Origin of the sequence: Tenacibaculum sp. FZY0031, assembly GCF_036350695.1 — a bacterium.
Taxonomy (GTDB): Bacteria; Bacteroidota; Bacteroidia; order Flavobacteriales; family Flavobacteriaceae; genus Polaribacter.
This window is the reverse complement of the sequence record NZ_JAZDVY010000014.1, coordinates 9,939-32,200: the sequence shown is the minus strand read 5'-3', so window position 1 is coordinate 32,200 and position 22,262 is coordinate 9,939. Positions and strand designations below refer to the sequence as shown.

The window sequence follows — 22,262 nt, the reverse complement described above, 5'->3', positions numbered from 1 at the left end:
AACTTTTACTTAGAGTAGTTGTTTACTACAAAATCTCCCCAGTCGGCGATAGACTGAATTATCGGAATTAAACTTTGTCCTAAATCAGTTAAAGAGTACTCTACTTTTAAAGGCGGTTTTGATGTATACACCTTTCTTTTAATTACCCCGTCTTCTTCTAAGGCCTTTAACTGTAAGCTTAAAGTTCGTTCTGTAACCATTGGAATCTCTTTTCTTAGCTCACTGTAACGAAGCGTTCCTTTTATTAAATGAAAAAGAATGACTGTCTTCCATTTCCCTCCAATAACTCCCATAGTAAGACTTGTACAGCAAGGAAATTCTCTTCCTTTAAATGTAAGTGTTTTAGATGTTTGTGCGTCCATAACTTATACTATCCTTTTTGACCGTTATTGCAAAGATAAAACACTATACTTACTTTTGCTACTATAATTTTTATAGTTTAATTTAAAAAAATAAAATATGAGCTTTATAACATCTATGCAGCAACGCTATACAACTAAAAAATACGATGCTTCAAAAAAAATTGAATCTGAAAAAATTAGAGAATTACAACAGGTTTTACAATTAAGTCCGTCTTCTATCAATAGCCAACCTTGGAAATTTACTTTTGTTTCTGACACCGATACTAAAGAACAACTTTCAAAAGTATCTTGGTTAAATACTAGCAAGGTTCTTGAAAGCGATACTGTTGTGGTGTTTAACAGAATTAATGACATAACATTATTTGAAAAACAAATTGAGGAAGAACTACCAGAAGGTGCTGTAAATTATTATAAAGAGTTTATAAAACCAAAAACTGAAGAAGAGATTAAAGCTTGGTTTGGTAAGCAGGTATATTTGGCTTTAGGAATTTTTTTAAGTGCTTGTGCTGAAATGGGAATTGATGCTACTCCAATGGAAGGTATTGAACCTGCAAATTACGACGCAATTTTAAACAACAAAGAATATGCAACCCTTGTTGCTGTGGCTATTGGCTATAGGGATGACGAAGATTTTAATCAACCAGATAGAAAACCTAAATCGAGATTGGCTTTTGATAAGGTTATTGAAACCGTTTAAAGTAAAAAAACTCCCAAATTGGGAGTTTTTATTTTTTTATTTAAAAAACGAATCTACAAATTCGTGTTTGTTAAATACTTGTAAGTCATCAATACCTTCACCTACTCCTATGTATTTTACTGGTATTTTAAATTGATCTGAAATTCCGATAACAACGCCTCCTTTTGCGGTACCGTCTAGTTTGGTTACTGCTAACGAAGTTACCTCGGTTGCTTTGGTAAACTGTTTTGCTTGTTCAAAAGCATTTTGACCTGTAGAACCGTCTAACACTAGCAATACATCGTGTGGTGCATCTGGCACTACTTTTTGCATTACTCGTTTGATTTTTGTCAACTCATTCATTAAATTAACCTTGTTGTGCAAACGTCCTGCCGTATCAATGATAATGACATCGGCCTCTTGATTAACTCCAGATTGGACTGTATCAAAAGCTACTGAGGCTGGATCTGATCCCATTTCTTGACGTACAATAGGTACCTCTGTTCTATCTGCCCAAACTTGTAATTGATCAATTGCTGCTGCTCTGAAAGTATCGGCGGCTCCTAAAACAACTTTTAACCCTTTCTTTTTAAATTGTGATGCTAGTTTACCTATCGTAGTTGTCTTTCCTACTCCGTTAACCCCTACCACCATTAATACATAAGGTTTCGTGTTGGCTGGAATGGTAAAATCGGTGTCATCACCAGTATTCGTTTCTGATAATAAACCTGCTATTTCTTCGCGTAAAATTTGGTTTAGTTCTTCAGTTCCTAAATACTTATCACGAGATACGCGTTCTTCTATTCTATCTATGATTTTCAGGGTAGTTTCTACTCCTACATCAGACGATACCAATACTTCTTCTAAATTATCTAACACATCATCATCAACCTTTGCTTTACCAGCAACTGCTTTTGATAATTTAGAGAAAAAACTTGATTTGGTTTTTTCCAACCCTTTGTCTAGGGTTTCCTTTTTCTCTTTCGAGAAGATGTTCTTAAAAAAACTCATTTTTAAATATTATAATCGCTTACATAGGTTAAAAACTATACCGTTTTGTTAATACGGTCAAATTGTCATTACCCTTGCGTTAGGGATTGAGGCGTTTGTTGAAGCACTCCCGATTCTTCGGGAAGCGACTGCCGAAAGCCCGACCCACTAGGGTAACGCCCAAATTTTTAAATTGCCCTAAAAACTTGAGACTGTCAAATATAAAAAAAGCTACTCTCTAATGAAAGTAGCTTTTCTTTAAACTGTATACAAGAATTACTTTTTTGCTAAAAAGTCATTCACGCTTTCTGGATCCATAATAGCCTCAACAAAAGTATACGCTCCTGATTTTGGAGACTTTACCATTTTGATAGCTTTGGTTAATCTTTTCGAACCTGTTTGTAACGATGCTACTGATTTCTTTGCCATTTTATATTAAAGTTTACGCCGTAGCTTATTATTTAATTTCTTTATGAACTGTCATCTTCTTTAAGATTGGATTAAATTTCTTTAATTCCATTCTATCAGGAGTATTCTTTTTGTTCTTTGTTGTAATATAACGAGAAGTTCCTGGTTGACCAGAAGCTTTGTGCTCAGTACACTCTAAAATTACTTGAACTCTGTTTCCTTTTTTTGCCATCTCTCTAAAATTTTATCTAGTAAGGAATTATTTAGTTAAGAAACCTTTTTCTCTAGCTTCTTTAATAACCGCAGAGATTCCTTTTTTATTAATATTTTTTAATGCAGAAGCAGATACTTTTAACGTTACCCATTTATCTTCTTCTGGAATATAAAAACGCTTCGTCATTAAATTAGCGTTAAATCTTCTTTTAGTTCTATTTAAAGCGTGAGATACATTGTTACCTACCATCGCTTTTTTTCCTGTTAATTCACAAACTCTAGACATCTTCTTGACAGTTTTTAGTGTTATTTCTAAACGAGGTGCAAATTTATGCATTTTAATTTACTGCACAAAAATATTCTCGATTAAATTTTTAATTAATTTTAATCTTTTCAAAACTAGGTTCAGCATCTAACCTATTTGGAAGCGTAACGGCGGCAAAAATACTAATTTATTTTAATATGGCAGCTTGTAAAAGTTCTAAAGATTTGGTTACCGTTCTATTAATTACCTTTTCTCTCGGTTGCCCAAAATTAAACTCGTGAACCTCTACTCCACTTTTAGTTGCTATACCAATATACACTAAGCCTACACTTTTATCGTTATGATCGGTAGTTGGTCCTGCATTTCCAGTTACAGCGATGGCATAATCTGTTTGTAACTTCTCTAAACATCCTTTTGCCATTGCCAAAGCTACTTCTTTGCTTACTACCGTAAACTTATCTATTGTTTCTTTAGAAACCCCTAGTAGTTGTTCTTTTAAAGCTGCTGTGTACGTAACAAATCCTCCCATAAAATAGGATGATGCTCCTGGAACGGACACCATGGTTGATGCTATTTTTCCTCCTGTCAGGCTTTCTGCTGTGGCAACAGTTTTTCCATGCTCTTTTAACAGTTTTCCTACTTCTTTTTCTAAGGATGTTTCATTATCGTCTCCAACGATAATCTCTGGAATTAACTCATACAGTGCTGCAACTTGCTTTTCCATCTCTTTTGCTAACAATTCTTCATCATTTCCTTTAGCTGATAATCGTAGACGAACACTTCCGTAAGACGGTAAATAGGCTAGTTTTATAAAGTTAGGCAAGTTCTCTTCCCAATCAGAAATCCTTTCTGCAATAATTGTTTCCCCCGTACCTACCGTCATAATGGTTCTATGCAATATGAATGGTAATTTAAAAGTAGATTGGAGCTTAGGCAATACATCATACTTCATCAACCCTTTCATTTCGTATGGGACTCCTGGTAGGGATACAAAAACCGTATTATTTTCATAAAACCACATTCCAGGTGCTGTTCCTAAGCGATTCATTAACAAGGTTGCTTTGGAAGGAAGCTGTGCTTGATACTTTTGGATTTCGTTGAACGGATGATTGACTTTTTTAAACAGGTGTTTGATATTATCAATTACTTCGGGATATTCAACAATCTTTTCATCTTTGAAATATTCAGCTATTGTTTTTTTGGTGATATCGTCTTTAGTAGGTCCTAATCCCCCTGTAACAATAACAATATCTGCCCTACTTTCTGCTTCTTTCAAGGCTTGTAAAATATGTTGCCTTTCGTCTTGTACTGATGATATTTGATAGACTGAAACGCCTATTTTATTAAGTTCTTGACCAATCCATTGTGAATTGGTATCTACAATTTGACCGATAAGAATTTCATCTCCTATCGTAATGATCTCTGCATTCATGTATATATCTAAAAAAAGAATCCCGCCAAAGCGGGATATTTTATTTTACTTTTATTTGAAAAGCTTGCTTTCCTTCTATAATTCCTGTTAAAATGTCATTCTCAACCACCTTACCAACACCTGCTGGTGTGCCTGTAAAAATAATGTCTCCTTTTTTCAACGTAAAATATTGTGATACGTAACTAATCAACTCATCAATTTTCCACAACATACTAGAAGTATTTCCATCTTGAACCACCTCGTCATTCTTTTGTAATTGAAAAGATACGTTTGCTAAGTCAAACTCTTCTTTCGGATAAAACTCCCCAACAATAGCACTACCGTCAAAAGCTTTCGCTTTTTCCCAAGGCAATCCTTTTTCTTTACATTGTGCTTGTACATCACGTGCTGTAAAATCGATTCCCAACCCTACAGTATCGTAATACTTATGTGCAAATTTTGGAGAAATGTGCTTTCCCACCTTATTAATTTTCACCAATACCTCTACCTCATAATGAATATCATTTGAAAACGGAGGAATAAAAAATGGCATTTTTTTAGGAAGAATAGCCGAATCTGGCTTTAAGAAAACTACGGGGTTTTCTGGTCTTTCGTTTGCTAATTCTTCTATATGTTTTGCGTAATTACGCCCTATACAAATTATTTTCATAAGCCCCTTTTAATTTCCCCAAAGGGGAAAAATCATACTCTATTTATTTTTATAATTTACTCAAACTAATCCCCTCCCTTTGGGAGGGTTAGGATGGGCTTTTAAGGTATCCACGTTTTAGGGAAGTTTGGCTTACGTTTTTCTAAAAACGCATCACGTCCTTCTTTCGCTTCATCTGTCATATATGCTAAACGAGTTACCTCACCTGCAAATACTTGCTGACCAACCATTCCATCATCCGTTAAGTTCATTGCAAACTTCAACATTTTTATTGAAGTTGGTGATTTTGCTAAGATTTCCTGTGCCCAATCAAAAGCTGTTTGCTCTAATTCATCATGAGGAATTACGGCATTTACCATTCCCATTTCATACGCTTCTTGTGCCGAGTAATTTCTTCCTAAGAAAAAGATTTCACGAGCTTTTTTTTGCCCCACCATTTTCGCTAAATATGCTGAACCATACCCTGCGTCAAACGACGTAACATCGGCATCAGTTTGCTTAAAAATAGCATGTTCTTTACTCGCCAAGGTTAAGTCACAAGTTACATGCAAACTGTGTCCACCTCCTACTGCCCAACCTGGAACCACGCATATTACTGCTTTTGGCATAAAGCGAATTAAACGTTGTACTTCTAAAATATTTAATCGGTGATACCCGTCTTCTCCCACATATCCTTGGTGTCCACGTGCATTTTGATCTCCTCCAGAGCAAAAACTCCAAACTCCATCTTTAGTAGATGGGCCTTCTGCTGATAATAATACAACTCCAATATTGGTATCTTCGTGTGCGTCATGAAACGCATCCAATAATTCTGAAGTAGTTTTTGGTCGAAACGCATTACGTACATTTGGTCTGTTAAATGCTATTCTCGCAACGTTGTGTGACTTTTTATAGGTAATATCTTCGTACTCTTTGGCAACTTTCCAGTCTGGTTGTATCATAATTTTAAAATATTGTCGTTATTTAGTTGTACAAAAATAACATAATAACTTTATTTTTCTTTTCTATATTTGAACGATATAATTTACCCCGAATATGAAACAAGTATATTTATTATTTGCCTTATTAATTAGCACTAGTCTTTTTTCTCAAGAAGTTATTACTCAGAAAGTCAATTCAAAAGAATTAGGAAAAGATAGAAACATAAAAGTCTACCTTCCTAAAGGATATGATCTAGATGAAACCACTAATTATCCGCTAGCTATTGTTTTAGGTGATGAGTACCTTTTCGATTTATATGTAGGTAATGCCAAGCTTTATGCTAATGTTGATAAGGCGCCAAGGCAAATTGTTGTGGGAATTGATATGAAGAACACTTACGGAAAAGATATTTCTATCATCCCTTCCAATAATTCCTTAACCACTTCAGGGGTGCATTTTTTTAATTTTATTAAACATGAATTGATTCCTTTTATGGAAGGAAACTTTAGGACTTCTCCTTTTATGACAATTGTAGGTGAAGGGAAAGCTGCTAATTTCATCACTCATTATTTAAAAGACGAAAAGCCTGTTTTTAACTCATACATCTGTATTACTCCTGATTTTCCACAGTTTGCTCCTGCAATAATGGAGTCGTACTCTCTTAACAGACTAGGTGCCATCGATAACACTTACTTTTTGTATACTAGTAATAATAAAAAATACATCGACACTAATCAATACAATCGATTTAGTGATATTAGAACGTTGTTGACGTCCTATGAAGCTAAGAACTTTAATGTTGTTTTTGATGAGTTTGATTCTTCTCCAAGCTATTTAGCTATGATTGGAGAAACTATTCCTAGAGCTTTTACACAAATGTTTAGCTTATATTCTAAAATTACTAAGGAAGAATACGAAGCAAATGTTAAAGATTTAGCTCCTTTAGATGCAATTAAGTATGTGGAGAAAAAATATTTAGACATTCAGTATCTATACGGTTCTAACTTAAATGTTCGTTTGGAGGACATTTTTGTTATTGAAGATATTGTAATTGACAGACAAGATGGTGATTACTTACGAGTTTTAGGTGATTTTGTGATGATTAAATACCCTGATTCTCACATGGGTGACTTTTACATAGGTAAATACCATGAGCTTGGAAAAGACTACGAAAAAGCAGACTTTTACTACAAAGCTGCGTATGGTAAAATGGATCCTTCGGACCCTAATGCCAATGCTTTTTATGAAAATATTAAACGAGTCAACGATTTAATGGGTAGTAAAAAGAAAGAAAAAATTAATACAGATGAAGAACTTATAGACGAAGAAGGACAAGAATAGGTTATTTTAACACTATTCTGTCTTCTTGTAATGCTATTTTTTTACTCTTATACAAACTGCCAATAGCTCTCTTGAATGCTTTTTTACTCATTTGTAAGTGAAATTTGATTGATTCAGGAGAGCTTTTATCTGTCAACAACAAAAAGCCTTTTTCTTCTAGTTTTTTTAGGATAATATCGACGTCTGAATCAATTACGTTTTTAAAACCTTGCGGACGTAGCGAAACATCTATTTTTTCGTCTTCACGCATCTTTTTAATATACCCTACTGTTCGCATTCCTTCCTCTACATCACTAAAAACTTCATTGTTATACAACAAGCCTTCATATGCTTCATTAATTAATACTGAATACCCTAAAGCGGTTTGAACACCAATTACTAAATCGACCTTGTCACCTTCTTTTAATTCCATCTTATACGTTTTTAAAATAGTTCTTTAAAACTACATCATTTATTTCTTTTGGAGTAAAAACCTCCATTATTTTTGGTTGATTCGACTCAGCATAAAACGAAGTCAAACTACTTTGTAAGTTCTTTAAATCTTTTATTTGAACATATTCAAACCCGTACGTTTTTGACAAATGTTCTGCTGTTAAATCGTGAGGTGTTTCAAAGTACCTTGCCGCATTTGTTGTTAATGGTCCTGGGATATATCTAAATATCCCCCCGCCTGCATTGTTTAAAATAATAATTCTAAAATTTTTCGGAATATTGGTATTCCACAATGCATTGCTATCGTAAAAGAAACTTAAATCTCCTGTTATAAATACTGTTTGATTTTTTGAAGCATGGGCTGCTCCTACTGCTGTACTCGTACTTCCATCAATTCCGCTTGTTCCTCGATTACAAAATACTCTTAGCGTAGGGTTTACATCAAACAATTGCGAGTATCGAATAATTGAACTATTGCTAATTTGTACTTGTGAAGCATTAGGAATGCTTTCTAAAATAATTTCAAAAGATTTTAAATCTGAATATTCACAATCTTTCAAATACTCTTCGTGTTTTACAGCTCTGAGTTCTTTTTCTTGTAACCATGCATGTTGATAACTACTTTCAACATTTTTCTTTCCCTTAGAAAGACTTGTTAACAAGGTTACAGGTTTTACTTGTAAAAACTCTGACAAACAGTGATACGTATCCATTGCCTTTAACTCATCGACATGCCAATGATGTTTGGGCTGTAATTTTCGTAAAAACTGTTTAATTCTTTTAGAAATCACCATTCCTCCTAAGGTAACTAATACTTCAGGTTGTAACTCTTTATATTCTTCTTCAGTTAACTTAGAAATTAATTTATCTATGCTATTGATAAATTTAGGGTGGTATATGTTTGAAGTCGTTTCTGTTAATACCAAAACAGAAGTATCTTCTGCATATACATTCAATATTTTTTGAAGTTCAGTATCTGGAAAATGACTTCCTACCAAAATCATTTTTTTAGTTGTAGAATTCCAAATAGGAAGCAACTTATCTAAATCAACAAACTGTTTCTTTTTACTTGCAATAACACTTGAAAAGTCAAAAAATGTCAGTTCTTCTACTGTTTCATATAAAGGCTCATCAAACGGAACGTTGATATGAACTGGCCCTTTTTGAGTGATTGAAGTCTGTAATGCTTCAATTAATAAACTGATATTATTTTTTAACTGACTTTCTTCTTCTATCAAATTGGCCGAAAACAAAATGTGATTTTCAAACACATTCTCTTGACGAATGGTTTGTCCGTCACCAATATCTATTAAATGTTTAGGTCTGTCTGCTGAAATTACAACTAGTGGAATGTTGCTATAAAAAGCTTCTGCTATCGCAGGATAATAATTCAATAAAGCCGAACCAGAAGAACATACAATAGCTACAGGTTGTTGTTTTTGTTGTGCTATTCCCATTGCAAAAAAGGCTGCACAACGCTCGTCTACCACGCTTAATGCATTAATTGCTGGATGATTTGAAAATCCAACAGTAAGTGGAGCATTACGAGAGCCTGGAGAAATCACGACGGTATCAATATTAAATTGATTACAGGCTGAAACTACTAATTGTGCGAGTTCTTTTTTTGGGTACATATCTTTTAAAAAATGAGATTCCCGCTTTCGCGGGAATGACAAAATACTAAAGCCAACTTCGTTGGTTAGTTTCCTTTTTTATAATCTGCTAAGAATTTAGCTAAACCAATATCAGTTAAAGGGTGTTTTAATAATCCTTCAATAGCACTTAAAGGTCCAGTCATAACATCAGCACCAATCTTAGCACAATCAATAATATGCATTGTGTGACGTACAGATGCTGCTAAAATCTCAGTTTCAAATGCATAATTATCAAATATCTGACGGATTTCAGCAATTAGGTTTAAACCGTCTGTAGAAATATCATCCAAACGACCAATAAACGGAGATACATACGTTGCTCCTGCTTTTGCAGCCAACAATGCTTGTCCTGCTGAGAACACTAAAGTCACATTCGTTTTAATTCCTTTATCAGAAAAATATTTACATGCCTTTATACCGTCTTTAATCATAGGTAATTTCACTACGATTTGAGGATTTAAAGCAGCTAAGGCTTCTCCTTCTTTCACCATTCCGTCAAAATCAGTAGAGATTACCTCAGCAGAAACATCTCCTTCTACGATTTCACAAATTGCTTTGTAGTGATTGATAATATTACCTTGTCCTGTTATTCCTTCTTTAGCCATTAACGATGGGTTTGTTGTTACCCCATCTAAAATACCTAAAGCTTGTGCTTCTCTAATTTGGTCTAAGTTAGCAGTATCTATAAAAAATTTCATTTGTATATTTATTATGTAGTTGTGTTCTTATTCTTGATTTCCGAGAGAGTTCAACTCTCTACAAAACAACGCATAAAACAATATTTTATGCCTAATTTCATTTCATTACAAATCGTTTGCGAATTTACAATTTATAATGATTCATTAGTAGTTTTTCATAAACTTTATCAGGCAGTATTCTTTTTAACACAATTGAAAATTTCTCCATAAATCCACCTATTTTATAATGTATTTTAGGGTTCTTGCTTTCAATAATTTTATAGATTGCTTCTGCCATTAGTATTGGGTCTGCTCCAGAATTGACATGAGCATCCATCAATGCTAAATTTTCAGCATATTTTTCTTTGTAAGCCGAGTTTTCAAAAACAGGGGTATGGTATCTTCCAGCTGCAATATTTGTAGCAAAATCTCCTGGAGCCACATTTACTACTTTAATCCCAAATTTTTTTACTTCCATACTCAACGCTTCTGTTACCAGCTCTAACGCTCCTTTACTGGCCGAGTAAATCCCTCTAAAAGGCAATCCCATATACCCAGCAATTGAAGTTGTATTGATAATTGTTCCCGACTGCTGTTCTCTCATATAAGGCAGCACTTCTTTAACCACGTCAATTACTCCAAAAAAGTTTGTATTAAAATTTTCTTTCATTTCTTCTGTTGGAGTATCTTCAATAGGACCTGTAATTCCTTTTCCTGCATTATTTATCAACACATCAATCTTTCCTTCAGCAGCGATTACTTCTTCTACAGCTTTCTTAATAGACTCTTGATTGGTTACATCTAATGCTACCATTTGAAATGGAGTCGTTACTTTTTGTGGATTCCTACTTGTTCCGTAGACTTTAAACCCGCTATCATGTAAATAGGTAGCTATTGATTTTCCTATTCCTGAAGAAGCTCCTGTAATGAAAACTGTTTTTGACATTGTTCTTATTTTAAGCAAATATCTTAAAGTTAGCTTCAATAAAAAAACTTTAAAACTTATCTTAGCGTTTTATCTCTCAAGAACAAATACTATGCATAAAAAAACATTTTCTTTATCTGTTTTTATAACATCTTTAGCAATTTTAATTGCTGGATGCTCTTCTTTAACTGCTCAAAAAAGTTCCTCGTTATTTTCAAAAAGCGAAACGTTTACACGCCAAGATTCTTTGCGTGGTTCTATTACTCCTGAAAGATCGTGGTGGGATTTAACTTATTACCATCTTAATATAACCGTTAATCCTGACAAAAAGTTTATTAAGGGAAAAAACACCGTACAATATACGGTCTTAAAACCTCATCAGATTTTACAAATAGATTTACAACCTCCTTTAAAAATAACCAAGGCTATTCAAAACAATAAAGAGCTACATGTTATTTCTGAAGGCAATGCACACTTTATTCAACTACAATCTCCTCAAAAGAAAGGTGCAATAAATGCTGTTGATGTATATTATGAAGGAAAACCTAAAGAGGCCATCAGAGCTCCTTGGGACGGTGGTTTTTCATGGAAGAAAGACAGTAATGGCAATCATTTTATTGCCACTTCTTGCCAAGGATTAGGAGCCAGTGTTTGGTGGCCTAATAAAGATCATATGTATGACGAAGTAGATAGTATGGCTATTAGTGTTCGCGTACCTAAAAACTTAATGGATGTTTCTAATGGACGTTTGCGTAATATCGAACAACACCATGACGATACAACTACTTACCATTGGTTCGTAGACAATCCTATTAACAACTACGGAGTAAATGTTAATATTGGAGATTACGTACATTTTTCTGAAAAATATGAGGGTGAAGACGGGCTGTTGGATATGAACTATTACGTGTTGCGTGACAATCTTAAAAAAGCCAAAAAGCAATTTAAAGATGCTCCTAAAATGATGAAAGCTTTTGAGCATTGGTTTGGTAAATACCCTTTTTATGAAGACGGATTTAAACTGGTGGAAGTTCCCTATTTAGGAATGGAGCATCAAAGCTCTGTTACGTATGGAAATCAATACCAAAATGGGTACTTGGGTAGAGATTTATCTGGAACTGGTTGGGGATTGAAATTTGACTTTATTATTATTCACGAAGCAGGTCACGAATGGTTTGCTAACAATATTACGAATGTAGATATTGCCGATATGTGGATTCACGAAAGCTTTACAGCCTATTCTGAAAACTTATTTTTAGATTATTACTATGGTAAAAAAGCTGCTGCCGAATATGTTATTGGAACACGAAGTTCTATTCAAAATGACAAACCAATTATTGGTCATTACGATGTAAACAACGAAGGTTCTGGAGATATGTATTACAAAGGAGCAAATATGCTTCATACAATTCGCCAATTAATAAACGATGATGAAAAATGGCGACAAATTTTACGTGGTTTGAATGCTGATTTTTACCACAAAACGGTAAGCACTCAAGAGGTTGAAAAGTATTTAATTGAAAAGTCTGAAATTGATTTAAGTAAAATATTCGACCAATATTTACGTACAGTGAAAATTCCAGAGTTGGAGTATACACTAAAAAACAACACCTTAAAATACCGTTGGAATAATGTTGTTAAAGGATTCAATATGCCTATCAAAGTAACTATTGATGGAAAAGAGGAGTTTCTGAATCCTACTGAGAATTGGCAAACAAAAACTATTGAAGGGAATGTTATTGAAGTTGACAAGAATTATTACGTTAACTCTAAATCCGTTTAAAATAGCTGTATCCTTAATTAAACGATTCTTAAAAAGTTGTACACTTACCTCCAAAAACTGTTCTTAATTGACGGATTAGGAGCAGTTCTATCTGCTTTTTTATTGAGTGTTGTACTAGTAAACGTTCAAAATATTATTGGCATCCAGTTTCTTCTCTTTACTTACTAGCTGTTTTGCCCATAATTTTTACTGCTACACAAAAACACATCGTAAACTAAAGTCTTTTTTACAAGGGATTGCGATAGCAAACCTGTTCTATACTTCCTTCGCTATTGGAGTAGCATTCTATCACTCGAAAACCCTCACTCGCTTGGGCTGGACTTATATATTAGTTGAAATTTTAACCATGATCACTCTGTCTATTTTTGAACTTAAGGTAGCGAAACAGCTTACTCAGAATTAAATAAAAAACTCGAACCTTACAAGGTTCGAGTTTTTTTATGATTGTAGAGTGTTTTTTAATAATCTAATCTTTTTAAGTAGTCTAGTTTTTCTTGCCAAAGGTCTAACTGGTCTTTAAACTCTTGAATTCCTTTACGTACATTTTGTACCAAAGGGTTATCTTCTGTAGCATTAGAAATAAAGCTTAAATTATTTTCTAACTGCTGCATTTCTCGCACAGTTTCATCTATTTTCTTTCTGATAAAGAACTGCTCGCTATCTAACTTCCTGAAATCTTCTTGTGCTAAATACGTATCAATAACCCCCTTAAATTTCATCATTTCAATATCAATTCTGCTCATATCTAATTTATCGAGATGTGCATCCATTGCTTTATTGAATTTTTCATCTAAGTAGCGTGCATTTCTTGGCAATGCCCCTAACGCTCTCCAATCTGCTAAGGCTTTTGCTACATCTTCTTCGGTTGAGATTTCGGCTGTTTTAATTTGCTCTACAAATTCTTTCTTAGCCTCTACTACTACTAATTGTTCTTTATTTTCCTCGTTCTTGCGAGTGTGCAACCTGTCGAAATAGTGGTTACAAGCGTTTTTGAATCGTTTCCATATATCGTCAGAAAATTTTCTAGGCACGTGCCCTATTTTCTTCCAATCTGCTTGAATACGCTTCATGGTATTGGTCGTTTCGCTCCAATCGTCACTATCTTTTAAGCTCTCAGCAAGCTCTACCAATTCCATTTTTTTTCTTAAATTCTCATTTTGTGCGCTTTTTTCATGCTTGTAAAAAGCATTTTTTGCGGAGTTAAATTTTTTAGTAGCCGCTTTAAACTCTTGCCAAACAGCTTCACTTTTACTGTATGGTAATTTCCCTATATCAAAGTATTTTTTTCGCAATTTTTCTATCGCAACAATACTCTTTTGCCAATCGTTGTGCGTTTTATTGTTCGAGGTATCATAAGCCTTAATTTCTGCTGCCACTGCCAATTTAGCATCAATCATTTCTTGATGTTTAGACTTCAACTCTCGATAATGCTGATGACGTCTATCATGAATTTTTTTAGTTGCTTCACTAAACCTACCCCAAACATCTTCTCTATGCTCTCTTGATACAGGTCCTACATCTTCTTTCCACATACGATGTAATTCTTGCAGTTCTTTAAAAGCCACATTAACATCTTCTACCTCACTCAAAGCCTCTGCTCTTTCAATTAATCGTAATTTTTCTTCTAAATTATGTTTAAAGTCTAACTCTCTAAAGTCTTTATTTAAGTGTAATAAATCGTAAAAACGTTCTACATGATGGTGGTAAGTTCTCCAAGTATCATTGTACTTTGTTTTAGGCACAGCTCCAACATTTTTCCAACGATTTTGAATTTCTTGAAAATCATTATACATCGTTTTAGGGTCAGCATCTTTGATTAAAGATTTTAATTCTTCAATTAAATTATTTCTTCTGTCTAAGTTTTCTTTTAATTGTTTTTCTAACTGAGAATAATACGCATCACGTTTGCTTTTATATTCGCCTAATAACTTATTGTACTCTGTTTTTACTGGGCTAGAAAACTGAAAATCTATAGAATTTCCTCCTTCTGCTAGAAAAGCTTCTTTTTTCTTAGCCAATAAAGCTCCAAACTTTGAATTAAATGCTATTTTAATCGCATCTACGTTAGATTTTAATTGTTGAATTGGATGGCTTTTTAGTAATTTTTTTAATTCATCTACCAATTTTTCTAACTCCATCGAAGCATAATCAAGCATAGGAATTTCGTGCTTTTCATCTGCTTTTTCAGATTCATTGGCTACTTCATTTTCAACTTCATTAACTGCATTTTCAGTTTCCCTACTAACCTTCGATTGCTCTTCTGTAATTGGCTTTTCTACTTTCTCTTCGTTATTTTCTAACATATCTACAATGTTTAAGTTCCTTTGATTTAGATTATAAAGATAAGGATTCTTAGAGAATAGCAAATTTTATTTTAGTTTTTAAAATTTCAGCTATTGTTCCATATTTTCCAAGCTTTTTCCGCTTGAAGCTCTAACATTTCTAATCCGTTTTTTATGGTTGCTCCTCGTTCCTTGCCCTTTCCTAAAAAAGTGGTCTCCGACGGATTGTATATTAAGTCGTATAATAGGTGGTTATCTGACAAAAATTCGTATGGAATATCGGGACAATTCTCTACATTCGGATGTGTACCTAACGGTGTACAATTTACAATTACAGAATGAGATTCAATAAGTTCTTTGGTAACATCTTGATATGAGATTTGCTTTTTTCCATCAGGGGTTCTAGATACATATTTATATTTCACTCCTAAACTTTCAAGTACATAGGCTACTGCTTTTGATGCTCCTCCCGTTCCCAATATCAAGGCTCTTTTATGGGATTTCTTTAGCAAAGGTTTTAACGACTTCTTAAATCCATACACATCTGTATTATATCCTTTTAACCTTCCTTTTTTAGTTATTTTAATAGTATTAACGGCTCCTACTTTTAGGGCTTTCTTATCTATTCTATCTAAAAAATTAAAAACATCGAGTTTGTAGGGAATGGTTACATTCATTCCTCTTAAGCGCTTTTTGTTTTCTTTTATTTTTTGAGGTAGTTCATGTATTGATTGAATATCAAAATTGACATACTCATGATTTTTCAATTCTAATTTTTCAAATTTTTCGGTAAAGTATCCACGAGAAAATGAGTACGAAATGTTCTTTCCTACCAAAGCATATAACTGCTTATTTTCTTTTTTGGTCATAAAAATCAATTATTAATATTAAAGCGATTCCAATAATAATAAATCCAATTGATATCCATGTTTCTTGATTATTAAAATTGGGAATAAACCTCTGGTAATTTTCTATAATTTTGTTTCCACTTTGATCTAGCAAAAACACTCCTTCTTCTTTTTTATAAATGGTTTCTTTCCATGGCCAAACAACTCCTAATGACCCTGTAATAAACCCGATGATAATTGCTGTTACAATTTGATGCCATCTTTTTAAAACATATCCTAAAACATGGGAAATAGACACAAGTCCAAAAGCTGAACCTGCTGTAAAAACTCCTATAATTTTTAAGTAACGAACTTTTGCTTGGTTATTCAGTACTTCAAAATTTCCCGATAAGAGATTTGTAATTACGTTGCCTAAAACATTTACACTATCTACCAATAACAGTACATAATTCCCTAATAAAATGAGAATGAATGAACCCGAAAGCCCTGGTAATGTCATCCCAGAAACCCCTATAATACCACATAAAAACACAAACCAAAGGTTATCATTTTCTGTAGCAGGTGTCATAAAACTAATAGAAATCCCCACCGAAGCTCCAATAACTAACCCTAAAACCGTCTTAAGTTTCCAATCTCCAAAATCTTTCGATATATAGTAAATAGAGCCTATAATCATTCCAAAAAACCATGACCATACATATAATTGGTAGTTTCTCAAGAAGTAATCTAAAATAAGAGATACACTAAAATAGCTAAACATACTACCTGCCATTACCCATACTAAAAACTGTAAATTGGTATAGCTTCCAAAGCTTTTAAATCGTCCGTTAAACAACAACTTAAATGCTTTGCCATTTATTCTTTGAAAAGTATAAATAAGTTCTTCATAGAACCCCATTACAAAAGCTACCATACCCCCTGAAACTCCTGGTACTTTATTAGCTCCCCCCATTATCAAGCCTTTTAAAAAAAGGGTTATTTTTTGTGATAGCGTGCGCTCTTTATACATGCGGTTTGATTAGAACGCTAAGTTAGTTATTTTCTAGTGCTTTTTTACCGCTAATTTTTCTAGCAATAAAATAAGTGCAAAACCAAGTAAAGCCAGGATCATTGCATACATTAACTGCGGATTTCCGTCGTAAGAAAAAGGAGAAATAGACAGCTCATTAAAAGGGACTTGCTCACCATGTGAATTCGTTCTGTAAGTCAATACTTTTTTCCAAGGCCAAATTTTATTTAACGAACCTATTATAAATCCTGTCAACACAACTAAGGTATAGTTTTTATAATTTAAAAATAGGTATTTTAAAACTCTTGAAAATAGTAACAGCCCTACAATTGCCCCTAAGCCAACAAATGTTATGGTTGTAAAATCACGGTTGTTTACGGCTGCTAAAACGGGTTTATAAGCCCCTAATAACACCAATATAAAAGATCCTGAAATACCCGGTAAAATCATAGCACAAATAGCTATGGCTCCAGCTAAAAACATAAACGACATTGAAGAGTGTTCTGCAACTAACGGGTTAAGTGTTGTGATATAATAAGCCAATATAGCTCCTAAAATTAACAGCACTCCTGAAACAAGATTCCATTGAGTAACTTGTTTTGCTATATAAATAACGCTTGCTAATACCAGCCCAAAGAAAAAAGACCATACTAAAATTGGATGGTGTACCAATAACCAAGAAATCATTTTTGCCAATGAAACAATGCTAATAAAAATTCCAACAAAAAGAGCTGCTAAGAAATTACCATTTACCTGTTTCCATGCTGATTTAAAACCTTCATTTTTAAAAGTTTTAAGTAACTTTAAATTAATATTGCTAATAGAACCTAATAGCTCTTCATAAATTCCTGAAATAAAAGCAATAGTACCTCCTGAAACACCTGGAACTACATCGGCGGCTCCCATAGCCATACCTTTTAACATGATTACAAAGTAATCCTTAGTTGTTCTATTCATAAAATAGTTTGGTTATTTATCTTCTTTAGATTTAAAGTGTATCAAGCCCTTTTTCTTTGGTTTTAAGGTGTCTTTTTTTACTTCTTTCTTTTTTGTTTTTTTATGTAAACCTAATTTTTTTCCTAAATCGCGCAAGTTATTAAAATTAACTTGATATGAAATACCAACTCCTTGTGTATACCCTTCTTCTTCGGTAGAGTACTGTACTTCATTTTGACGGTTAAAAACCGTACCTCTCAGGTTCCCTTCTTCATTTAAAAGAACCTCCACTTTTACTTCTCCAACCACACTGGTTTGAGTATTGGCCCCAACTGGAACTCCAACTTTTCCATTAACCAATACGCGATCACTTAACTGTGTTGAAACCGACACATCTACTTGATCATCTGAATTAAGATTGTTTACATTCCCTCTATCTCCTTGGGTATATCCTACTCCTAACTGAAACTTATTTCCGTCGCTATTTAACATATTTGTCAAAATTCCTGAAGCTATTTCTGAAGCGGTTCCTGTAATTCCTGAACTTGCACTACTTCCAATGGCGTCTGGATTATAAAAGGTACCAAAAGCTAACAAGAACGAGAAGTGCTGCATTTTGGTATTTAAATCATTCTCATTCAAAATAAACTCTAACTCAGAACTTACAGTTGAATTTGCATTGGGAATTTTAATATCAAACTCTTGTTTTGAACTAAACAACCCACCTGTAATTTTCGTGTATAAATCAATTGGAATTTTACGATTTGAATTGATATTATCTAACAATTGTGCTGGATTTGCTTTGGTTCTGTATACTGCTGTAATATCTAAATCTGCTTCATAAGGGTCTCCATTCCAAGAAATAGTTCCTCCTTTTTGTACAATAAAGGGCTTGGTTATCCCTGCATATTTAAAGTTATAGAAACCATTATCTACAGTAAAGTCTCCAAACATATTAAACTTACCTCGTGTATCAATATCTATTCTTAAATTTCCTTCACCACTTCCTTTTAATTCACTTCCCGAAACTTTGTCTATTACTACCTGAGCGACTGCATCTTTTGTTACTGCCAAATTAAGCCTTAAATCAAGACCTTTGATATCTCCAATAACTTTTCCTTTTGTTCCCTCTTCTTCCTCTCCTGTTTTAAATCGGATTAGCTTGTAATTATCTATCGTTTTAACATCACTTAAGGGAATTACAAACAAGGTTCCTTTATTTGTTTTTCCATTCACTTCAATATCTAAATAACTGGTAAGTCCTCTGATTTTAGCTTCACCATCTAAAAATCCAGTTCCGTAATATTGAGATTCTTCCGTTTCTTGTGTGTCTAAAATCAATAAGTTTCGGGTATTAATATCAAAATTTAAAAACCAATCTTTAAAGTTTTGATGTACAATACTTCCCGACAAATCTCCCTGAGTTAGGTATTTTGTATCTTCTAGAATAATGTCTTTTAAAATAAATTCTTGTTTGTCTAAAACAATACTTGTATTTCCTTTTAAATCAAAATCTACATTCAAATACGGAAAAGCTAATCCTGCATTTTCAAAATTTAAGACTCCGTTAAAGTCGGGGTTTCTCAAATAACCTTTTGCTGTAAAATCTCCTGTTACCTTTCCTCTAAGTTTAGACAAAACGTCTTCTCCAAGCGGACTGAAAGCTGCAATATCATACTCTTTCAGATAAATATCTAAATCTATAACAGGCCTGTCTTGTGAAAAATCGACCCCACCTGTAGCTGATATATGCTTTGCGTTTTCATTTTCTAGAGATACGTTAACATTGTATTTCTCATAAGAATTCTCTCCTGTAATATTCAATGCTAAATTCCCTTGTGAGTAATCATTTATATAAAAATTCTCTACATACAAATTCCCTTCTGGGGCCAAGGTTTCGTTTTCTTGCTTAAACGCTAACCTTCCGTTTAATTTTCCATCTAGTTTTAAACTATCAATAGGAGGTAAAAAGCTCGCTAGTTTAACTTTGTTAAAATCTGCTTCTATATCTTTATAAGTACTATCTCTTACAATGCCTTTAAAATCTATTCGTTGCTCTCCAGATTTAAAAACAAAAGGACTAATGGTAAAATCATCTTTTTGCAAATCAAATGTTACTTTGTTATTTTTATCGTCATTTGGATTTACTTCCCAATCAAACCCCTTGTAATATAGCTTCGACTTTTGAATTCCAACAACAGATTTTTGAAATTCATTTATTGTATAAAAGAAATCTAAGCTAAAACTTTCTTCATAATCCTTTCCTCCTTTAAAAACCGATTTAAAAAATAGCGTATCATTTTTTGTACGGTTTAATAGGTTCAATTTTTCAATGTTATAGTACTTTGTATTTACTTTATTTGCGGTTAAGTGAGTACTGTATAAAGGGTTTTTATTATCCAACCTTAACACCACTCCTTCTATTATGTTTTTATATGCATTTATTTCAGGAGATTCAAACGTAAGTTTTAACGAGTTCTTGTCTGAATTGATACGTCCTTTTAATCGTGTATTCTTTCCTATAGAAATATTTGGTAAAAAAACATCAATTATTTGGTTATAAATTGTGAAATCAAAATCTAAAAACTGATTTGGCGCCACTTCATGCGGGCGATAGTTTGTGTATACACTACCTAAGGCATTTTGAGTGATAGGCAGCAGCTCTTCAAAAGAAAACTTACCTTTTACATATCCTTTCACAATATCTTCTGAATTTACTTCAATAGTTTTTATGCTATCTTTTACTGATGAATTTACTTCAAAACTCTTAAATGGATAACTTTGTTTTTGGTTGGTATAAATTAAGTTTTTAAAGGTTGCTTTTCCAATAATATCATCAAAGGTATTTCCAGAGATATTTAAATTGATGTTCCCCTTAAGTTCAGCAATACTATCACGGGTAAATAAGTTTGTTTTTTTCAAGTCTATTCTATCAACAGCAGCAATGAAGTCGAATTTGTTAATCTCAGATGAAAAATCCGCTAACCCTTCAAATTTCAGTTTAAAATTATCATCAGCTGCATTTAACAAACCATCAAACTTTTTATTTTGAAATTGTCCGTTTACTTGTAAATTTTTATATTCATAATCATTAAAATACAGGCTACTTATTTTACCTATAATTATGGTGTTTATATTGTCTACATTAAATCCACTTCCATTAACATCCGCTTTTAGTGAAACAGTTCCTAGAACTGGATCATTTGCAAAAACACCAAGATCAAAATTTTTAAACTCTACCTCTCCTGTGTACTCTGCTTTGTCAATATTATCAATATTTGTTAATTGAAGATCAGAGATTGCGGTTCCAATTTCAGATTTTACGGATACCGTAGCATCCATTTGTTGCGGAGTTACTTTTACGATTCCATTCAAAGTAAAATTCCCTAATCTTTGAAATTCTGTAGGTAACGTTCTTCCCAATAAATTTGGCAGTACACTTCGTAACTGATAATAATTAGCTGTTAGATTATCTAAATCGGCATCAAAAACAAAACCTCTACTTGTTTTAATAGCGTTTACAAATCCCATATTTCCAATAATCCTCATTCCTCCCTTCGAGTGTACTCTTACATTATTGGCACTAAAATTATTCAAGACGCCGTCAATATCTCCACTTATATACAGAAAATCGTGTCCACCAATTTCATTGTATAGTTTGTTTAAATCTCTTACTGAAACTACACTTTCTTGAAACTTAGCCTTAATTCTAACTTTATCATTAAAATTTACAAAGTCTTTTCGATTGTAGGCAAACCTAACTTCAGCTTGTAACTTTGTATTATTGTCTGTTGTTAAAGTTGTATTCTTAAAATCCATAAAGGATTTTGTATATGTAAAATCGGTAGCTAAATTTGATACATTTACCCCCCTATTTTCAGTAAAATACATATTTCTTATTTTCATAGAAACATCAGGGCCTATAATAGAGAAATCGTTTAATTCTGCTCCTGCACGGTAGGCAGCAAACTCGAGAGGGGCCTCTTTGTTCTCATCCATTAACTTAAAAGTTAAATCTTCTAAAGAAATTTTATTACTTTTCAGAATAAACGGAGTAGCTATACTGTCTCTAGGCTTTCCATCTTCAAAACTATCTATAAAAATAGACATGTTATCATTATTTTCACCTTTGTATGTTTTCATATAAAAATGAACACCGCTTAAAGATGCCTCTTCTAAATCTACTTGGTTTTCTAAAACACGCTTCGCATTCTGTATAGAAGTTGTTAAGTTGTTTACAAATATTAACGTGTCTTTATGATGATCTCGAATTTCAATTTCTTTTAATTGAATATTTCCAAACCATGATAAGTCAATTTTTCGTACAACAATATTGGTATTGTATTCCTTATTTACCCAATTCGTTGCTTGCTTGGCAAGTTGACTTTGTACGAAAGGTAAGGATAGTAAAATAAAAAGCAAGAGTAAAAAAAGTACTGTATACTTTAGTATTCTACC

20 protein-coding genes are annotated in these 22,262 nt (G+C 33.1%); 3 read left to right on the top strand and 17 right to left on the bottom strand.

The features are described from left to right. Positions 1 to 5 precede the first annotated feature (5 nt). Positions 6 to 362: a winged helix-turn-helix transcriptional regulator gene (locus V1T75_RS16230; RefSeq protein ID WP_330489542.1), complete on the bottom strand. Its 357-nt coding sequence runs from the start codon at positions 360 to 362 to the stop codon at positions 6 to 8. Positions 363 to 459: 97 nt separating this feature from the next. Here V1T75_RS16230 and V1T75_RS16225 point away from each other — a divergent pair, with 97 nt between their 5' ends. Further along, positions 460 to 1,059 carry a nitroreductase family protein gene (locus V1T75_RS16225; protein WP_330489541.1) on the top strand — a complete coding sequence of 200 codons (600 nt, stop codon included), beginning with the start codon at positions 460 to 462 and terminating at the stop codon, positions 1,057 to 1,059. A gap of 36 nt (positions 1,060 to 1,095) precedes the next feature. Here V1T75_RS16225 and ftsY read toward each other — a convergent pair whose 3' ends face one another. The 7 genes from ftsY to V1T75_RS16190 all read right to left on the bottom strand — a co-directional run bounded on the left by ftsY (position 1,096) and on the right by V1T75_RS16190 (position 5,936). Beyond that, entirely contained in the window at positions 1,096 to 2,049 is a 954-nt protein-coding gene (gene ftsY, locus V1T75_RS16220; RefSeq protein WP_330489540.1) for a signal recognition particle-docking protein FtsY, read from the bottom strand. Positions 2,050 to 2,304: 255 nt separating this feature from the next. Next, complete coding sequence (locus V1T75_RS16215) at positions 2,305 to 2,457, bottom strand: DUF4295 domain-containing protein (protein WP_073183390.1); 153 nt, start codon at positions 2,455 to 2,457, stop codon at positions 2,305 to 2,307. Positions 2,458 to 2,485: 28 nt separating this feature from the next. Then, entirely contained in the window at positions 2,486 to 2,668 is a 183-nt protein-coding gene (gene rpmG / locus V1T75_RS16210) for a 50S ribosomal protein L33 (protein WP_013070733.1), read from the bottom strand. 27 nt (positions 2,669 to 2,695) lie between these two features. Then, complete coding sequence (rpmB, locus tag V1T75_RS16205) at positions 2,696 to 2,935, bottom strand: 50S ribosomal protein L28 (protein WP_047790661.1); 240 nt, start codon at positions 2,933 to 2,935, stop codon at positions 2,696 to 2,698. A 166-nt stretch (positions 2,936 to 3,101) separates the two neighbouring features. Beyond that, positions 3,102 to 4,346, bottom strand: a complete 1,245-nt coding sequence (locus V1T75_RS16200; RefSeq protein WP_330489539.1) for a competence/damage-inducible protein A — start codon at positions 4,344 to 4,346, stop codon at positions 3,102 to 3,104. Positions 4,347 to 4,386: 40 nt separating this feature from the next. After that, positions 4,387 to 4,995 (bottom strand): fumarylacetoacetate hydrolase family protein, encoded by a 609-nt coding sequence (locus V1T75_RS16195; RefSeq protein ID WP_330489538.1) that lies wholly within the window; start codon positions 4,993 to 4,995, stop codon positions 4,387 to 4,389. Positions 4,996 to 5,096: 101 nt separating this feature from the next. Next, positions 5,097 to 5,936 carry a 1,4-dihydroxy-2-naphthoyl-CoA synthase gene (locus V1T75_RS16190; protein ID WP_125068180.1) on the bottom strand — a complete coding sequence of 280 codons (840 nt, stop codon included), beginning with the start codon at positions 5,934 to 5,936 and terminating at the stop codon, positions 5,097 to 5,099. Between the two features lie 94 nt (positions 5,937 to 6,030). On the opposite strand from V1T75_RS16190, the gene V1T75_RS16185 reads away from it, so the two are divergent. Further along, entirely contained in the window at positions 6,031 to 7,257 is a 1,227-nt protein-coding gene (locus V1T75_RS16185) for an alpha/beta hydrolase-fold protein (RefSeq protein ID WP_330489537.1), read from the top strand. Position 7,258: 1 nt separating this feature from the next. Here V1T75_RS16185 and V1T75_RS16180 read toward each other — a convergent pair whose 3' ends face one another. From V1T75_RS16180 to V1T75_RS16165, 4 genes are all read right to left on the bottom strand, one after another. Further along, positions 7,259 to 7,669 carry a DNA-binding protein gene (locus V1T75_RS16180; protein ID WP_330489536.1) on the bottom strand — a complete coding sequence of 137 codons (411 nt, stop codon included), beginning with the start codon at positions 7,667 to 7,669 and terminating at the stop codon, positions 7,259 to 7,261. A gap of 1 nt (position 7,670) precedes the next feature. Continuing rightward, on the bottom strand, positions 7,671 to 9,323 hold the full coding sequence (gene menD / locus V1T75_RS16175; RefSeq protein ID WP_330489535.1) for a 2-succinyl-5-enolpyruvyl-6-hydroxy-3-cyclohexene-1-carboxylic-acid synthase: 1,653 nt from the start codon (positions 9,321 to 9,323) through the stop codon (positions 7,671 to 7,673). A gap of 65 nt (positions 9,324 to 9,388) precedes the next feature. Next, positions 9,389 to 10,042, bottom strand: coding sequence for a fructose-6-phosphate aldolase (gene fsa / locus V1T75_RS16170; protein WP_330489534.1), 654 nt, complete (start codon positions 10,040 to 10,042; stop codon positions 9,389 to 9,391). Positions 10,043 to 10,166: 124 nt separating this feature from the next. Continuing rightward, complete coding sequence (locus V1T75_RS16165) at positions 10,167 to 10,967, bottom strand: SDR family oxidoreductase (RefSeq protein ID WP_330489533.1); 801 nt, start codon at positions 10,965 to 10,967, stop codon at positions 10,167 to 10,169. Positions 10,968 to 11,058: 91 nt separating this feature from the next. On the opposite strand from V1T75_RS16165, the gene V1T75_RS16160 reads away from it, so the two are divergent. After that, positions 11,059 to 12,729 carry a M1 family metallopeptidase gene (locus V1T75_RS16160; protein WP_330489532.1) on the top strand — a complete coding sequence of 557 codons (1,671 nt, stop codon included), beginning with the start codon at positions 11,059 to 11,061 and terminating at the stop codon, positions 12,727 to 12,729. A gap of 458 nt (positions 12,730 to 13,187) precedes the next feature. On the opposite strand, the gene V1T75_RS16155 is transcribed toward V1T75_RS16160, so the two are convergent. The 5 genes from V1T75_RS16155 to V1T75_RS16135 all read right to left on the bottom strand — a co-directional run bounded on the left by V1T75_RS16155 (position 13,188) and on the right by V1T75_RS16135 (position 22,226). After that, complete coding sequence (locus V1T75_RS16155) at positions 13,188 to 15,032, bottom strand: DUF349 domain-containing protein (RefSeq protein ID WP_330489531.1); 1,845 nt, start codon at positions 15,030 to 15,032, stop codon at positions 13,188 to 13,190. An 86-nt stretch (positions 15,033 to 15,118) separates the two neighbouring features. Continuing rightward, a complete protein-coding gene (locus tag V1T75_RS16150) occupies positions 15,119 to 15,880 on the bottom strand; it encodes a shikimate dehydrogenase family protein (RefSeq protein ID WP_330489530.1) in 762 nt (253 codons plus the stop codon). Next, a complete protein-coding gene (locus V1T75_RS16145; protein ID WP_330489529.1) occupies positions 15,861 to 16,868 on the bottom strand; it encodes a DUF368 domain-containing protein in 1,008 nt (335 codons plus the stop codon). Before V1T75_RS16145 ends, V1T75_RS16150 begins: the two co-directional genes overlap by 20 nt. A 33-nt stretch (positions 16,869 to 16,901) precedes the next feature. Continuing rightward, positions 16,902 to 17,825, bottom strand: a complete 924-nt coding sequence (locus tag V1T75_RS16140) for a DUF368 domain-containing protein (RefSeq protein ID WP_330489528.1) — start codon at positions 17,823 to 17,825, stop codon at positions 16,902 to 16,904. Between the two features lie 12 nt (positions 17,826 to 17,837). Next, on the bottom strand, positions 17,838 to 22,226 hold the full coding sequence (locus V1T75_RS16135; protein ID WP_330489527.1) for a translocation/assembly module TamB domain-containing protein: 4,389 nt from the start codon (positions 22,224 to 22,226) through the stop codon (positions 17,838 to 17,840). Positions 22,227 to 22,262 lie beyond the last annotated feature (36 nt).

What these genes read in the sequence shown, in the direction of transcription:
- V1T75_RS16230 (WP_330489542.1), bottom strand. Translation starts at nt 362, where the DNA reads ATGGACGCACAAACATCTAAAACACTTACATTTAAAGGAAGAGAATTT.
- V1T75_RS16225 (WP_330489541.1), top strand. Translation starts at nt 460, where the DNA reads ATGAGCTTTATAACATCTATGCAGCAACGCTATACAACTAAAAAATAC.
- ftsY (WP_330489540.1), bottom strand. Translation starts at nt 2,049, where the DNA reads ATGAGTTTTTTTAAGAACATCTTCTCGAAAGAGAAAAAGGAAACCCTA.
- V1T75_RS16215 (WP_073183390.1), bottom strand. Translation starts at nt 2,457, where the DNA reads ATGGCAAAGAAATCAGTAGCATCGTTACAAACAGGTTCGAAAAGATTA.
- rpmG (WP_013070733.1), bottom strand. Translation starts at nt 2,668, where the DNA reads ATGGCAAAAAAAGGAAACAGAGTTCAAGTAATTTTAGAGTGTACTGAG.
- rpmB (WP_047790661.1), bottom strand. Translation starts at nt 2,935, where the DNA reads ATGTCTAGAGTTTGTGAATTAACAGGAAAAAAAGCGATGGTAGGTAAC.
- V1T75_RS16200 (WP_330489539.1), bottom strand. Translation starts at nt 4,346, where the DNA reads ATGAATGCAGAGATCATTACGATAGGAGATGAAATTCTTATCGGTCAA.
- V1T75_RS16195 (WP_330489538.1), bottom strand. Translation starts at nt 4,995, where the DNA reads ATGAAAATAATTTGTATAGGGCGTAATTACGCAAAACATATAGAAGAA.
- V1T75_RS16190 (WP_125068180.1), bottom strand. Translation starts at nt 5,936, where the DNA reads ATGATACAACCAGACTGGAAAGTTGCCAAAGAGTACGAAGATATTACC.
- V1T75_RS16185 (WP_330489537.1), top strand. Translation starts at nt 6,031, where the DNA reads ATGAAACAAGTATATTTATTATTTGCCTTATTAATTAGCACTAGTCTT.
- V1T75_RS16180 (WP_330489536.1), bottom strand. Translation starts at nt 7,669, where the DNA reads ATGGAATTAAAAGAAGGTGACAAGGTCGATTTAGTAATTGGTGTTCAA.
- menD (WP_330489535.1), bottom strand. Translation starts at nt 9,323, where the DNA reads ATGTACCCAAAAAAAGAACTCGCACAATTAGTAGTTTCAGCCTGTAAT.
- fsa (WP_330489534.1), bottom strand. Translation starts at nt 10,042, where the DNA reads ATGAAATTTTTTATAGATACTGCTAACTTAGACCAAATTAGAGAAGCA.
- V1T75_RS16165 (WP_330489533.1), bottom strand. Translation starts at nt 10,967, where the DNA reads ATGTCAAAAACAGTTTTCATTACAGGAGCTTCTTCAGGAATAGGAAAA.
- V1T75_RS16160 (WP_330489532.1), top strand. Translation starts at nt 11,059, where the DNA reads ATGCATAAAAAAACATTTTCTTTATCTGTTTTTATAACATCTTTAGCA.
- V1T75_RS16155 (WP_330489531.1), bottom strand. Translation starts at nt 15,032, where the DNA reads ATGTTAGAAAATAACGAAGAGAAAGTAGAAAAGCCAATTACAGAAGAG.
- V1T75_RS16150 (WP_330489530.1), bottom strand. Translation starts at nt 15,880, where the DNA reads ATGACCAAAAAAGAAAATAAGCAGTTATATGCTTTGGTAGGAAAGAAC.
- V1T75_RS16145 (WP_330489529.1), bottom strand. Translation starts at nt 16,868, where the DNA reads ATGTATAAAGAGCGCACGCTATCACAAAAAATAACCCTTTTTTTAAAA.
- V1T75_RS16140 (WP_330489528.1), bottom strand. Translation starts at nt 17,825, where the DNA reads ATGAATAGAACAACTAAGGATTACTTTGTAATCATGTTAAAAGGTATG.